The following is a 14,368-nucleotide window of genomic DNA, read 5'->3' on the forward strand; positions in this document are numbered from 1 at the left end:
GCTCCAGCGCAATCAACACGAAGAAGAACGGCACGGCCAGCAGAATCAGATCCATGGGCAACGCTCTCTTAGTTCATTCACACAGAGTAGGACGCGCCCCCAGTAATCCCTATGGCCACATCTGCCAAACTAAGGGACATTTAGCACCTCGAAAATGGAGTAATGAGCATGACCAAGAAAGTAGCGGTGATTCTTTCCGGCTGTGGGGTTTACGACGGTGCCGAAATCCACGAAAGCGTGATCACCCTGCTGCGCTTAGACCAGCGCGGTGCGCAGGTGCAGTGCTTTGCGCCCAACGTTGCGCAGATGCACGTGATCGACCACCTGACCGGTCAGGAAATGCCCGAGTCACGCAATGTGCTGACTGAATCTGCGCGCATCGCCCGTGGGGAGGTCAAAGATATTCGCCAAGCCAGGGCCGAGGACTTCGACGCGCTGATTGTGCCGGGCGGCTTTGGGGCTGCGAAGAATCTGTCCGACTTTGCCGTACAAGGCGCGGAATGTACCGTGAATCCGGAGGTGCTGGCGCTGGCCGAAGCCTTTGCCGAAGCGTGCAAACCAGTCGGTTTGATCTGTATCTCGCCCGCATTGGCGGCGAAGATCTATGGCCCAGGTGTGGTCTGCACCATCGGCAATGACGAAGGCACCGCAGCGGCTGTGGAAAAAATGGGCGCCAAGCACGAACAGTGCGATGTACACGACATCGTCGAAGACACCCAGCGCAAGCTGGTGACCACCCCTGCCTACATGGTCGCCACGTCGATCAGCGAAGCAGCCAGTGGTATCTACAAGCTGGTTGACCGAGTGCTGGAACTGACCCACGAAGGGGAGTGATCAGCCCCTACTCAGGCGGGTAAGAATTCGGTCCAAGGCATTGGCGAACGCCTGCTTTTCGCGTTCGCCATAGGGCGCCTGCCCGCCCCCGACCTGGCCCTGCTCACGCAATTCGGTGAACAGGTTACGCACCGCCAGGCGCTCGCCCATGTTGCGTTCATCGAACTCGCGGCCACGCGGGTCCAGGGCGGCCACCCCCTTCTTGATCAGGCGGTCAGCCAGCGGCACGTCGCTGCAGATCACCAGTTCACCAGGCACGGCGTGCTCGACCAGATAATCGTCGGCGGCGTCCATGCCGCTAGGGACCACGATCAGGCGCACGATCGCGAAGGCCGGCTTGGCTACGGCCTGGCCGGCCACCATCACTACCTCCAGCTGGCGCTTGAGGGCGAATTTGACGATCAGGTCCTTGGCTGCCTTTGGGCAGGCGTCGGCGTCGATCCAGATGCGCATTGTTTTAGATACCTTCATGACTGCGCCAGCCCCTTCGCGGGTGACCCGCCCAGCAGGACTGCGCATGCTTTTAGACCAGCGCCAACCTACAGAAGCGGCGTTAACCGCGAAGATGCCAGCAGTCTCAACCTTCAAACCACAGCCCGGCGCTTTTCGGCCAGGCGACTGCGGCCATACAACACCACAATGGCCAGCAATGCCACTGCCTGAGCACTGAGTGAATACACGTCAGGGTGAATACCCAGCCAGTCGAACTCGAAGAACGCCATCGGCCGCGTGCCCAGCACTCCCGCCTCTTGCAGCGCTTTCACGCCATGCCCGGCGAAAACCACCGACAAGGCACACAGCAGCCCTGCGTTGATGCTGAAGAACAACGACAATGGCAGCTTCGCCGAGCCGCGCAAAATAACCCAGGCAAGGCCTACCAGCAGCACCATCGCCGTGGCGCCGCCCGCCAGCACCGCTTGATGCCCAGCAGGGCCAGCCTGCAGCCACAGGGTTTCGTAGAACAGAATTACCTCGAACAGCTCACGGTACACAGAGAAGAACGCCAGCACGGCGAAGCCAAAGCGCCCCCCTCCACTGACCAGGCTGCTCTTGATGTAATCCTGCCAGGCAGCGGCATGCCGACGGTCGTGCATCCACACGCCCAGCCACAGCACCATCACGCTGGCGAACAAAGCGGTGCTACCTTCCAGCAGTTCGCGCTGAGCGCCACCAACGTCGATCACATAGGCAGCCACAGCCCAGGTGGCGAAGCCTGCAACCAAAGCCAAGGCCCAGCCGATGTTAACGCTGCGCATGGCCGAGTGCTGGCCGGTATTGCGCAGGAAGGCCAGAATTGCAGCCAGCACCAAAATGGCCTCAAGGCCTTCACGCAGCAGGATCAGCAGGCCGGAGACGAAGCTCAGGGACCAGCTCAGGCCATCGCTACCCAGCAGCTTGGCGGCTTGGTCGAGCTTGGCCTTGGCTGCAGCCAGACGCTGCTCGGCCTGGGCCACGGGCAACCCATCCTGCAGCGACTGGCGGTAGGCCATCAGGGCTCTTTCGGTACTTTTACGCGCGTCGGTGTCGATGTTGTCCAACGAGCTCTCGACCAGTTCGAAGCCTTCAAGGTAAGCCGCTACCGAGAGGTCGTAAGCCTGGTCATGGTCGCCCGCACGGTACGCCGCCAGGCTCTTGTCCAGGGTACTGGCGGTATATTCAAGCAACTGCGCCGGGCCGCGTTTGACCTGGGGCGGCTGAGCCCGCTGGGCGCGGAACGCTTCCAGGGCAGCAGCGCCCTCAGCGGCGGCGATTTCGGCAGGGGTCTGGCGGGCCAGGTCGGCGATGTTCCAGGTCTTAGCGCCCTCGGCCGCTTCTGGCTTGGCGCTGAAGCTGGCGATGTAGGCCGCCACGTCCCACCGCTGGCGTTCGTCGAGCTGGTCAGCGAACGATGGCATTTCGGTACCGTCGATCCCCAACGCCAACGTGTTGTAAAGGTCGAACAGGCTCAGTTGATCCATGCGTTCAGTGTTACGCAGATTCGCTGGCGCGGGCTCCAGGCCTACCCCAGCAGGGCCATCACCGGCGCCGCTGGTGCCATGGCAGATGGCGCAGTTCTGCGCATACAGCGCAGCGCCTCGGGCAGCGTCCGGGGTGATGACTGGAGCCTGGCTGACCTCGTAAGCCACCGCCAAGCGCGCGCCCAACAGGCGTGCTTGCTTGGCCACCGCCGGGCCGTCCTGGCGCTGATCGATAGCTTGGCGCAACGCTTGCACGCCTTGCTGCAAACCGGCGTGCTCAGGGTTGTTCGGCAGGCCTTCGATCAAGTCCGCCAGCACACTGCTGAATTCCTGCTGCTCACGGTATTCGCCGTCATCGACCACCTTGCCGTTGGCAACGGTTGGGGGGTAGTCAGCACCGATGTAATCCAGCAGATGCAGGGCCTTGGCGGCTTCGGCGGGGGCTTGGGCCTGCGCCTGGGCGCTGCATAACGCCAGCACCGGGCCAAGCAATACGGCCGGCAGCCAGGCGAGCAGACGGGAACGGGTTTTCATGGCCAGTCTCGGAGGGAATGCGAAAGAGAACATTGTTCACTTCCACTTTGCTTCTCTCAAGGGCCGAGATCGTATTTCATGAAAAATCTTGCGACAAATCAGATGAACTGAAAGGCGACAAAAGCGTGAACGGGTTGAAGCTGGTCTGTCCTCGCCATCACGCGAATAAAGCAAGGCTACTTAAATCACCCCCTTGACGGCGTTAGACTGCCCAAATTGCCTACAACGTTCCAATTGGAGAACGCTCATTGGAAGACCTCAACTCGCTCTACTACTTCACCCAAGTCGTCGAGCACGGTGGTTTTGCACCCGCCGGGCGGGCGCTGGACATGCCGAAGTCCAAGCTCAGCCGGCGCATCGCTGACCTTGAGGAGCGCCTGGGCGTGCGGCTGCTGCACCGCACCAGCCGCCATTGTTCATTGACCGAGATCGGCCAGGCCTACTACAACCGCTGCCTGGCCATGCGCGTGGAGGCCGAGGGCGCTGCCGAGATCATCGAACGCAACCGCAGCGAGCCGCGCGGGCTGGTGCGCATCAGTTGCCCAACCACCCTGCTCAATGCCTGGGTCGGGCCGATGCTGACCCGCTACATGCTCAAGTACCCGCAGGTGGAACTGTTCATCGAGAGCACCAACCGGCGCGTAGACCTGCTGCACGAGGGCTTCGACATTGCGCTGCGGGTGCGCTTTCCGCCGCTTGAAAATACCGACATGGTGATGAAAGTGCTAAGCAATAGCACCCAGTGCCTGGTCGGGCACCCGCGCTTGCTGGCTGAACTGCCCGAAGGCTTCGAGCCGCAGCAACTGGGCACGCTGCCTAGCGTTCACTGGGGCGGGGCGCAGCGGGAGTACCAGTGGGAATTGTTCCAGGGCGAGGCCAATAGCCGCAGCATTGTCATCGCGCACACCCCGCGCATGGTCACCGACGACCTGTTCGCCTTGCGTCACTTCGTGCTGGCCGGTGTGGGCATCGCCCACTTGCCAACGGTGGCCGTGCGCGAGGACCTGGCGGCGGGCCGCCTGGTGGAGCTGTTGCCAGGCTGGCACCCGCGCTGCGGCATCGTCCATGCGATCTTCCCATCGCGGCGGGGCTTGCTGCCTTCGGTGCGGGCACTGATCGATCACCTGGCCGAAGAATTCGCCCTCAGCGACATGGCTTGAAAAGGCTGGCAGAACGCAAAGGGGGCCGGTGAAGGCCCCCACTACTACTGGTTCAGAAGGCGAAACAGGAGCAACCCAACGCGCCCCAGAAGCCTTGGAAGTCGTTGATCGGTACGCTCGAATGCCGCGCCTTTTCATGGCTGTGGGCATGTACCCCACAAGGCCCGACACACTGGTGCGCCACCGCTGCCAGCGAAGGTGTGCCTACCCGCCAATGCCCTGGCACCTTGGTCACCGGGGACCATTCCGGCAGCACTGGCACCTGGGCCGGGCCGAGTTTGTCGAACTCGGCAGCGGCGTACACCACCTTGCCGTCGACGATGGTCAGCACCGACTCGATACCCTTGATCGCCTCTTCTTCGACACTGAAGAAGTCCAGCGACAATGCCGCGAGGTCCGCGAGCTGGCCAACCTTGATCTGCCCTTTCTTGCCCTGCTCGCTGGAGAACCAGGCACTGCCCTGGGTAAACAGCTGCAAAGCGGTGTCGCGGCTCAGGCCTTGCGGGTAAAGCTCCATGCCGCCGACTGTCTTGCCGCTGACCAGCCAGTACAACGAAGTCCAAGGGTTGTAGCTGGACACACGGGTCGCATCGGTACCTGCACCGACCGGCACGCCCATGTCGAGCATGCGCTGGATGGGTGGGGTCTGCTCGGCGGCCTTGGCACCGTAGCGGTCGACGAAGTACTCGCCCTGGAAGGCCATGCGGTCCTGAATGGCGATACCGCCGCCCAGTGCCCGCACGCGCTCGATGTTCTGCGGGGTGATGGTTTCGGCATGGTCGAAGAACCACGGCAGGCCATTGAACGGGATGTCGCGGTTGACCTTCTCGAACACGTCGAGCATGCGCGTGATCGATTCGTTATAGGTCGCGTGCAGGCGGAACGGCCAACGCTGCTCGACCAGGTGGCGCACCACCGGCTCCAGTTCTTCTTCCATGGTTTGCGGCAGGTCCGGGCGTGGTTCGAGGAAGTCCTCGAAGTCGGCGGCGGAGAACACCAGCATCTCGCCAGCGCCATTGTGACGCAGGAAGTCGGTGCCGCTGTGCAACTTGACGCTAGAGGTCCACTTCCTGAAGTCGTCCAATTCTTCCTTGGGCTTTTGAGTGAACAGGTTATAGGCAATGCGCACGGTCAGCTGGTCTTTGTCGGCCAGCTCCTGAATCACCGAGTAGTCGTCGGGGAAGTTCTGGTAGCCGCCGCCGGCGTCGATGGCGCTGGTAAGGCCCAGGCGGTTCAGTTCGCGCATGAACTGGCGGGTGGAGTTGACCTGGTACTCCAGGGGCAGCTTCGGCCCTTTGGCCAGGGTGGCGTAGAGGATCATCGCGTTGGGGCGCGCGATCAGCATGCCAGTGGGGTTGCCGAACTTGTCACGCTGGATTTCACCACCCGGCGGGTTGGGGGTGCTTTTGTCGTAGCCAACCGCCTTGAGCGCGGCGCGGTTGAGCAGTGCACGGTCATAGAGGTGCAGCAGGAACACCGGGGTGTCGGGCGCTGCCTGGTTGATCTCTTCGAGGGTCGGCATGCGTTTTTCGGCGAACTGGAATTCGTTCCAGCCACCGACCACCCGCACCCACTGCGGAGTCGGCGTGCGCGCTGCCTGGTCCTTGAGCATGCGCAGGGCATCGGCCACCGACGGCACGCCTTCCCAGCGCAGCTCCAGGTTGTAGTTCAGTCCGCCACGTATCAGGTGCAGGTGCGAGTCGTTAAGCCCCGGTATCACCCTACGCTGCTTGAGGTCGATGATCTGTGTGCCACTACCCTTGTGGGCCATGGCCTCAGCGTCGCTACCCACGGCGATGAAGCGGCCTTCCTTGATGGCGACGGCGGTAGCAGTGGGGTTTTCGCGGTCAACGGTGTGCAGTTTGCCGTTGAACAGAATCAGGTCGGCGGTCATGGAGCCTCCTCGGGTAGATGTGCAGTGGGTTGTAGCAGGCTAGCCCAGCTCAGGTGCGCTGCTGGCCGAACCGGTAAATGGGCCGCAATGCGGCCCGGTGCCCTCAGCGGCTGAGGAATGCCAGCAAGTCTTGATTCAGTTGCTGGGCATGGGTAACCGCGAACCCGTGCGGCGCCCCGGCATACACTTTCAGCTGCGCTCCTGGGATCATCTGTGCGGCCTGCTTGCCGGTGGTTTCGAACGGCACGATCTGGTCGTCATCGCCGTGGATCACCAGGGTTGGCACATCGATCTTGGCCATATCTGGACGGAAGTCGGTTTCCGAGAAGGCTGTCACGCAATCCAGCGTGCCCTTGATCGAGGCCATCAGGGCAATGTTCAAGGTCTGGGTCTGTACCCCTTGGGAAACCTGCTGGCCATGGTTGATGCCATAGAACGGCGTAGCGAAATCAGCGATGAACTGGGCACGGTCGGCCAGCAAACCCTCGCGAATGCCTGCAAATACCGAGGGGTCGACGCCCTCGGGATTGTCATCGCGCTTACCGAACACAGGAGTCACCGCACCGAGCAGCACCAACCCGGCCACCCGCTCGCTACCGTGGCGGGCGATGTAGCGGCTTACATCCCCACCGCCCATGGAAAAGCCCACCAGGGTTACATCGCGCAGGTCGAGGTGTTCGATCAGCTCGGCGATATCGTCGGCGAAAGTGTCGTAGTCATAACCGGTCCAAGGCTGGCTGGAACGGCCGAAGCCACGGCGGTCGAACGCGATGGTGCGGTAGCCCCGGCTGGCCAGGAACTCCATCTGCGAATCCCACATGTCAGCGTCCAGTGGCCAACCGTGGCTGAACAGCACCGGCTTGCCAGTGCCCCAGTCCTTGTAATAGAGGGAAGTGCCATCGCGGGTAACGAGAGTGGTCATGTCGATATCTCCTTGCAGGTTTGAGGGCTAAGGCGGCTTAGCCGCGCAGCCAGTTGGCACAGCGACGGGTGGCCCACGGCATGATGTAGAACACCACGGGCAGGATGACGAACAAGTTACCGATCAAATTGCCGAGAACCGGGCCGCCCAACAGCGGGAAGCGGGCGAACAACGGCGCCAGCAACTGCGGCACCACCAGGGTCATCGGGCAGATCACCAGGTAGGTCAGCAGCGCCTGCTTCCAGCGCGGCGGTTGGGCCGAATTGACGCTCGGCGGGGTGAACCAGAACTCCGGGTCTTCATGAACCTGGGTGTGATCGCCCCCATCGAGCAACGGCAGTACCTCATCGACCAGCGCCTGACGCTCTTGCGAGTTGACCCAAGCCTGCAGCTGGCTTGCATCGGCAAAGCGCACTACGGTGGTGAAGTGTAGGCCGCCTGCATCGGGTCGGATGACATTGACGTCCAGATGCCCGGGCTGGCGGCGAGCGGCGCTGACGGTGCGCTTGAGCCACGCCTCGTATTCACTCAGTGATTCGGCGCGCGCCTTGTGCTGGATGACCAGGGTCACCACGTTGCGATTGTCTTGGAATGCGGTGTTCATCGGCGTTCCTCGGGATGACTTGCCCGCATCCACTGGGCTACGGCGCACGGGCGGTAGATCTGCTGAGTGGGTGGCCGCTGTCGGGCACCGTATGGCGGTGCCCGCTGGCGGTCGGCTTACTTGCCGGCGTTGAAGGCGTTGTAGCTGGTCATCAGGTTGCGGTAGTCCGGGATGTGGTTGGAGCACAGCGCTGCCAGCCCCTCGACATCGTTGCGCCAGTCGCGGTGCAGCTCGCAGGCCACGCCGAACCAGGTCATCAGTTGCGCACCGGCCTGGCTCATGCGGTCGTGGGCGGCATCACGGGTCATGGCGTTGAAGGTGCCCGAGGCATCGGTGACCACAAACACATCGAACTCTTCCTCCAAGGCCGACAGCGCCGGGAAAGCCACGCACACTTCAGTCACCACGCCAGCGATGATCAGCTGCTTCTTGCCGGTGGCCTTCACTGCCTTGACGAAGTCTTCGTTGTCCCAGGCGTTGATCTGGCCAGGGCGGGCGATGTACGGGGCATCCGGGAACAGTGCTTTCAGTTCCGGTACCAGCGGGCCATTGGGGCCTTGCTCGAAGCTGGTGGTGAGGATGGTCGGCAGGTTGAAGAACTTGGCGAGGTCTGCCAGGGCCAGCACGTTGTTCTTGAACGCATCTGGCTCGATGTCGCGGACCAGCGACAGCAGACCAGCTTGGTGGTCGACCAGCAGTACGGCAGCGTCGTCTTTGTTCAGGCGGTTGTATTTGAAGTTGGTCATGGTGGTAGCTCCTAAGGATTTGCTTGTCGGTAAGTTGGGTGTTTCGCGTTGATGGGAGAAGATTAAAACCAACACCTTAGTAGCGGTAGATAGCTGTTTTTGCCCTTAGCGTTCTGTTTTAGGAACGATGAATTGGCAATGGATTTGCTGGTGTCATTGCCACTGTGAGCAACCTGCTCTATTACTACCCAAGCCCCCCTCACTCCCCCGAGACTTCCATGCTGGCGTTCATCCAGTCGTCCCCGTTGTTGCTCGGCACCGCCCTGCTCCTGCTCGACCTCGTGCTTTGGCAACTGATCCCGGCCCAGCGCAGGGCCTGGCGGATTGGCGCACGGCTGGTGCTCTTCCTGCTGTTCAGCGCGGCACTGTTAGCCGCTGGCATGAGCCCGCTGCAGCCAGCGCCATGGCCAGACGATGTGCCTCGCAATCTGGTCGCCACCGTGCTGGCCATCGGTTGGTGGCTGTTCGGCGCGCGCACGGTGACGGTAGTGTTCGGCTTAATGCTGGGCGCGCGCAGCAGCCATGGTGGCCGCTTGCTGCAGGATGTACTGGGGGCGTTGATCTTTCTGGCGGCCGTGGTGGCCGCCGCCGGCTATGTGCTGCAACTACCGGTCAAAGGCCTGCTGGCCACTTCGGGGGTGATGGCCATTGTCATCGGCCTGGCGCTGCAGAGCACACTGGCCGACGTGTTCAGCGGCATCGTGCTGAACACCACGCGGCCCTATCAGATTGGTGATTCGATCTCCATCGACGGCACCGAGGGCAAGGTGTTGGATATCGACTGGCGCGCCACGCGCCTGCTGACCGGCAGTGGCAGCCTGGCGGTGGTGCCAAACTCGGTGGCGGCCAAGGCAAGGTTGCTCAACCACAGTCGCCCGGCCGATGTGAATGGGGTGTCGATCAGCGTGGTAGTACCAGCCAAGGTACGGCCCAAACGGGTTTTCGATGCGTTGGAGAAAGCTTTGCAAGGCACCAGTGCGATTCTTGCCTCACCCAAACCCAAGGTCACGGTGAAAACCTCGACCTTGGACTCGGTGGAGTATGAAGCCAGCGGTTTCATTGCGGACATGGCTGGCAAGAACGACGCACGCAACCAGCTGTTCGACCTGGCGCATCGTCACCTGGAAGCCAGCGGGGTGATGTGGAACGTCGACTTGGCTACACCGCCACGCAGCCGCCAGCGCGAGGTGCTGGACGAGGTGCGGGTTTTCCGTTCGCTCAGCAGTGAAGAGCGCGATGCGTTGAGCCAGCGTATGACGGCCGTGGAATACCTAGCAGACCAGGTGATTCTGGAGGTCGGTGAGCAGTCAGATCATCTGCTGGTGATTGGCAGCGGTGTTGTGTCGGCGTCTGTACGCGATGGCGACAAGCTGCTGGAGGCAGGGCGAATGGGGCCAGGTGAGGTGCTGGGGATCGAGGGGATCATCGACGAAGACGACTCGATGGCCGAGTTCCGCACGCTGACCAGTTGCGTGCTGTACCGGATCGACAAGCAGCAGGTGAAAAGCTGTTTGCAGCAGCGTGGCGATGTTCAGACGGCGTTGAGCAAGTTGCAGCGGTTCCGCCAGCAGAGCCGAGAGTCGTTACTGCTGCAGAAGCCGGCTTTGGTCAAGAAAGGCGGCTTCCTCAGCTGGCTGCATAAATAATCCTGTAGCGGCCTCTTCGCGGCGACTCGTCACGAAGAGGCCATGACTTACAGCACAACCCTCAAGCATTGCCCAGCGTGATACAGCGAGAAGCCGGACTCGTAGAACGCAGTGCGCAACGAAGGCGCACTGACGCCGACCATCGGCGAGAACGGAATTGGCAGACTGTCGGCCTCACCCTTGAGCAGGAACTCGGCCAACGCCCGGCCAATCACTGTCCCGGTGGTGTTGCCACGGCCGTTATACCCGGTCACAGCCACCAACCCCGGCGCCGGCTCGAACAGCCGCATCAAATGGTCTGGGGTGAAGTCGATGCAGCCGGTCCAGTGCATCTCCCACTCGACCTTGCCCAATTGCGGGTAGTAGTGGCTTTGGATACGGTCGGCCCAGCTGCGCACGAACCAGGCCGGCTTGTTGTCGACCCGGCCAAGGCTGCCCAGCAACAGGCGGCCCTGATCGTCACGGCGGATGCTGCTGAGCACGGTACGGGTGTCCCACGAACCCTGGCCGTGCGGCAACACCTTGTCGGCGGCGGCGCCCTGCAGCGGCTTGGACGCCACCTGGTAGTAGTAACCACGGAAGAACTGCTTTTGCAGGTTGCTCCAGTCGCCTTCGGTGTAGGCGCCCGTGGAGATCACCACCTTGTCGGCGCGAACCGAACCCCGCGCGGTCTTCACCCGCCAGGCATCGCCTTCGCGCTCAAGGCCTTCGACCGAGGATTGCTGGAACAACCTGCCGCCCAGGCGCGCCACGGCGGCGGCCAGGCCCTGGGTGTAGCCCATAGGGTTGATGGTGCCGGCGCGGCGGTCCAGCAGCGCTGCAGAGATTTTGTCGGTGCCGCAGTATTCCTGGCACTGGCTGCCGGTCAGCAACTGCACGTCGGCACCGCGGCGGCGCCATTGCTCATGGCGGGCCTCGAGGTCGGCGATACCGGTGGCGTTGTGCGCCATGTGCAGCGTGCCTTTATGCTGGGCCTGGCAGTCGATGCCGAGGCGTTCGATCATGTCGAACACTTGCGCGGGGGCTTCGCCGAGCACCTTGTTCAGGCGGCTACCCTGCTTGTGACCCAAGGTGGCTTCGACATCATCAGGGCGGATCCAAGTGCCGGCGTTGACCAGCCCCACGTTGCGCCCGGAGCCGCCGTGGCCGATCTTCCAGGCCTCCAGCACAATCACCGACTTGCCCTGTTCGAGCAAGTGCACAGCCGCTGACAGGCCGGTGATGCCACCGCCGATCACGCAGACATCGGCCTTGTGTTCACCGGCCAGCGCCTGGCTGGCGACGCTCGGTTGGCTGACGTGTTCCCACAAGCATTGTTGACGCAGTTCGGACATGGCCCGGCTCCAGCGATTTGTTCTTGTTTGGGGCTGCTTTGCAGCCCATTCGCGGGTAAACCCGCTGCTATTAGGGATCTGCATCGCATGCACGATGCCCATAGAAGCGGGTTTACCCACGAAACGGGGGCAACGCCCCCGCCTGAGCCCATCAGTCGAACACGATACCCTGCGCCAGCGGCAGCTCACGCGAGTAGTTCACAGTGTTGGTCTGGCGACGCATGTAGCCTTTCCAGGCATCGGAACCCGACTCACGACCGCCGCCCGTTTCCTTCTCGCCACCGAACGCCCCGCCAATCTCTGCGCCGCTGGTACCAATGTTGACGTTGGCGATGCCACAGTCGCTGCCCGAAGCGCTCTGGAAGCGCTCGGCCTCGCGAATGTCGGTGGTGAAAATGCACGAGGACAGGCCCTGTGGCACTTCGTTATTCAGGCGCAGAGCCTCTTCGAAGTCGTCATATGCCAGCACGTAGAGGATCGGCGCAAAGGTTTCATGGCGCACTACGTCGCTCTGGGCCGGCATCTCGGCAATGGCAGGCGACACGTAGTAGGCATTGGGGTATTGCTCGGCCAACTGACGCTCGCCACCGAATACCTGACCGCCTTCGTCGCGGGCCTTGGCCAATGCACCTTGCATGGCGTCGAAGGACTGCTTGTCGATCAGCGGGCCGACCAGGTTGTCCTTGCGTGGGTCACCGATACGCACCTTGCCATAGGCTGCTTTGACACGGGCTACCACTTCGTCCTTGATCGAGCGATGCACGATCAGACGGCGCAGGGTGGTGCAGCGCTGGCCAGCGGTGCCTACGGCGGAGAACAGGATGCCGCGCACGGCCAGGTCCAGGTCGGCGCTTGGGGCGAGGATCATGGCGTTGTTGCCGCCCAGCTCGAGGATACTGCGGCCAAAACGTGCCGCCACGCGCGGCCCGACTTCACGGCCCATGCGGGTGCTACCGGTGGCGCTGACCAGCGGTACGCGTGGGTCGTCGACCATCGCTTCGCCAGCTTCGCGACCGCCAATGACCAGTTGCGCCAAGCCTGCCGGGGCGTCACCGAAGGCCTTGAGGGCTTTTTCGAACAGTGCCTGGCAAGCCAAGGCGGTCAGCGGCGTCTTCTCGGACGGTTTCCACACCACCGAGTTGCCAGCCACCAACGCCAACGCGGTGTTCCAAGCCCACACGGCCACTGGGAAGTTGAACGCGCTGATCACACCGACAACACCCAGCGGGTGCCAGGTTTCACGCATGTGGTGGCCAGGGCGCTCGGAGGCGATGGTCAGACCATACAGCTGACGCGACAGGCCAACGGCGAAATCACAAATGTCGATCATTTCCTGCACCTCACCCAGGCCTTCCTGGGTGATCTTGCCGGCCTCGATCGACACCAACTCGCCAAGGTCGGCCTTGTGCTCGCGCAGTACTTCACCGAACAGGCGCACCAGTTCGCCACGGCGCGGGGCCGGCACGCTGCGCCAGGCTTCGAAGGCTTGCTGGGCCTGATCGATGCGGGCGGTAGTCTCGACCTTGCCGAGCAGTTTCACCGAGGCGATCTGGCTGCCGTCGATCGGCGTGTGAACAGGGTAATCGCCCTGGGTGTAAGCCTCGGCGGCAACGCCCAGGCGCTCGAGCAATCCAGCAACCATTTGTGCTTCTCCTACATCGGGTGATGGGGTGGAAAAATGATGTGGATCAGTATTAATCCGATCACACCCATGCAACAAACGACCTTTATTCCGCATATCATTCCCCCAGGTAATGATTAGAGCTGGAAAGCCCCCTATGTCCAAACGCCTGGTGCCCTCCATGACCGCCCTGCAGTGCTTCGAAGCTGCGGCCCGTCACCTGAGTTTCACCCGCGCAGCCGAGGAGCTGCACCTGACCCAGAGCGCGGTCAGCAAGCAGGTCGCACAGCTTGAAGAGATGCTGCGCCACCACCTGTTCCTGCGCATCCGCAGGCGCCTGCAACTCACCCCTGCCGGCAGCCTGTATTTGGCAGAGGTGAACAAGATTCTCACCCAGGTCGATATGTCCAGCCGCTACGTGCTCACCTACGGCGAGCAAACCGAGATACTCAAGGTAGCCACTCAACCGAGTTTCGGCGTGCGCTGGCTAATCCCGCACCTCAAGGGTTTCGGCAAACGCCACGGCAATATCCACCTCGACATCCGCAACGAAATGGAGCCGTTCGCCCTGCTACAGGGTTCGGCGGATGTGGTGTTCTTCTATGGCCAGGGCACCTGGCCGGGCGCAACCTGCGTCGAGTTGTTCGGTGAGGAGGTAGTGCCCGTGTGCGCGCCGGAGCTGCTGGCGGGGCGTACGCTGGAGGATGCCGGTGAACTGGCGGATAAGGTGCTTCTGCAAAGCACTTCGCGCCCACAGGCCTGGCATGAATGGTTTCTGGAGTTGGGCTTGCACAGTGTCAGCGCCTACCACGGCCCGCGCTTCGATACCTTCTACATGGCGCTCAGTGCAGCGCAGGCTGGGTGTGGCGTAGCGCTGGTGCCTCGCTACCTGGTGGCCAGAGAGTTGGCCGAAGGCAGCCTGGTGGTTGCCTGGAACCATGCAATGCCAAGTGCCGGCAAGCATTACCTGGCCTATGCCGAGCATGCGGCCGAAGTGCCCAAAGTCAGGGCGCTGGTGGAATGGGTGGGCGAGCAGCTGAAGAACTGAAGGTCGATCAAAAATGGAATGACTGACACACTTTTTTTCGCTTGTGAGCCAAGTGCATTCCCAGCTT

The 14,368-nt window shown here is 62.2% G+C and carries 12 protein-coding genes; 4 read left to right on the top strand and 8 right to left on the bottom strand.

The window, feature by feature from the left end; genetic code table 11:
• Positions 1–168: 168 nt before the first annotated feature.
• Entirely contained in the window at positions 169–834 is a 666-nt protein-coding gene (gene elbB, locus J5M56_RS09380) for an isoprenoid biosynthesis glyoxalase ElbB (RefSeq protein ID WP_060477193.1), read from the top strand.
• On the opposite strand, the gene J5M56_RS09385 is transcribed toward elbB, so the two are convergent.
• Both J5M56_RS09385 and J5M56_RS09390 read right to left on the bottom strand, forming a co-directional pair.
• Positions 835–1,287, bottom strand: coding sequence for a YaiI/YqxD family protein (locus J5M56_RS09385; protein ID WP_060477194.1), 453 nt, complete (start codon positions 1,285–1,287; stop codon positions 835–837).
• Positions 1,288–1,418: 131 nt separating this feature from the next.
• On the bottom strand, positions 1,419–3,359 hold the full coding sequence (locus J5M56_RS09390) for a cytochrome c/FTR1 family iron permease (protein WP_207936588.1): 1,941 nt from the start codon (positions 3,357–3,359) through the stop codon (positions 1,419–1,421).
• A gap of 215 nt (positions 3,360–3,574) precedes the next feature.
• On the opposite strand from J5M56_RS09390, the gene J5M56_RS09395 reads away from it, so the two are divergent.
• Positions 3,575–4,486, top strand: a complete 912-nt coding sequence (locus J5M56_RS09395) for a LysR substrate-binding domain-containing protein (RefSeq protein ID WP_060477196.1) — start codon at positions 3,575–3,577, stop codon at positions 4,484–4,486.
• 52 nt (positions 4,487–4,538) lie between these two features.
• On the opposite strand, the gene J5M56_RS09400 is transcribed toward J5M56_RS09395, so the two are convergent.
• From J5M56_RS09400 to ycaC, 4 genes are all read right to left on the bottom strand, one after another.
• A complete protein-coding gene (locus tag J5M56_RS09400) occupies positions 4,539–6,380 on the bottom strand; it encodes an amidohydrolase (RefSeq protein WP_186476191.1) in 1,842 nt (613 codons plus the stop codon).
• 103 nt (positions 6,381–6,483) lie between these two features.
• Positions 6,484–7,302, bottom strand: coding sequence for an alpha/beta hydrolase (locus J5M56_RS09405; protein WP_186476190.1), 819 nt, complete (start codon positions 7,300–7,302; stop codon positions 6,484–6,486).
• Between the two features lie 37 nt (positions 7,303–7,339).
• A complete protein-coding gene (locus J5M56_RS09410) occupies positions 7,340–7,906 on the bottom strand; it encodes an antibiotic biosynthesis monooxygenase (RefSeq protein ID WP_060477199.1) in 567 nt (188 codons plus the stop codon).
• A gap of 116 nt (positions 7,907–8,022) precedes the next feature.
• Complete coding sequence (ycaC, locus tag J5M56_RS09415; RefSeq protein WP_060477200.1) at positions 8,023–8,652, bottom strand: isochorismate family cysteine hydrolase YcaC; 630 nt, start codon at positions 8,650–8,652, stop codon at positions 8,023–8,025.
• 218 nt (positions 8,653–8,870) lie between these two features.
• Between ycaC and J5M56_RS09420 the strand changes: the two genes are divergently transcribed.
• The gene (locus J5M56_RS09420) at positions 8,871–10,298 is read left to right on the top strand and encodes a mechanosensitive ion channel family protein (RefSeq protein WP_207936590.1); all 1,428 of its coding nucleotides are present in this window, start codon (positions 8,871–8,873) and stop codon (positions 10,296–10,298) included.
• Positions 10,299–10,345: 47 nt separating this feature from the next.
• On the opposite strand, the gene J5M56_RS09425 is transcribed toward J5M56_RS09420, so the two are convergent.
• Both J5M56_RS09425 and J5M56_RS09430 read right to left on the bottom strand, forming a co-directional pair.
• Positions 10,346–11,632: an FAD-binding oxidoreductase gene (locus J5M56_RS09425; RefSeq protein ID WP_186476186.1), complete on the bottom strand. Its 1,287-nt coding sequence runs from the start codon at positions 11,630–11,632 to the stop codon at positions 10,346–10,348.
• 151 nt (positions 11,633–11,783) lie between these two features.
• On the bottom strand, positions 11,784–13,274 hold the full coding sequence (locus J5M56_RS09430; RefSeq protein ID WP_207936592.1) for an aldehyde dehydrogenase family protein: 1,491 nt from the start codon (positions 13,272–13,274) through the stop codon (positions 11,784–11,786).
• A 136-nt stretch (positions 13,275–13,410) separates the two neighbouring features.
• Between J5M56_RS09430 and J5M56_RS09435 the strand changes: the two genes are divergently transcribed.
• A complete protein-coding gene (locus J5M56_RS09435; protein ID WP_207936594.1) occupies positions 13,411–14,301 on the top strand; it encodes a LysR family transcriptional regulator in 891 nt (296 codons plus the stop codon).
• The last annotated feature ends 67 nt before the right edge of the window (positions 14,302–14,368 follow it).

It is taken from the genome of Pseudomonas sp. 51_B (assembly GCF_017491595.1).
GTDB lineage: Bacteria > Pseudomonadota > Gammaproteobacteria > Pseudomonadales > Pseudomonadaceae > Aquipseudomonas > Aquipseudomonas promysalinigenes.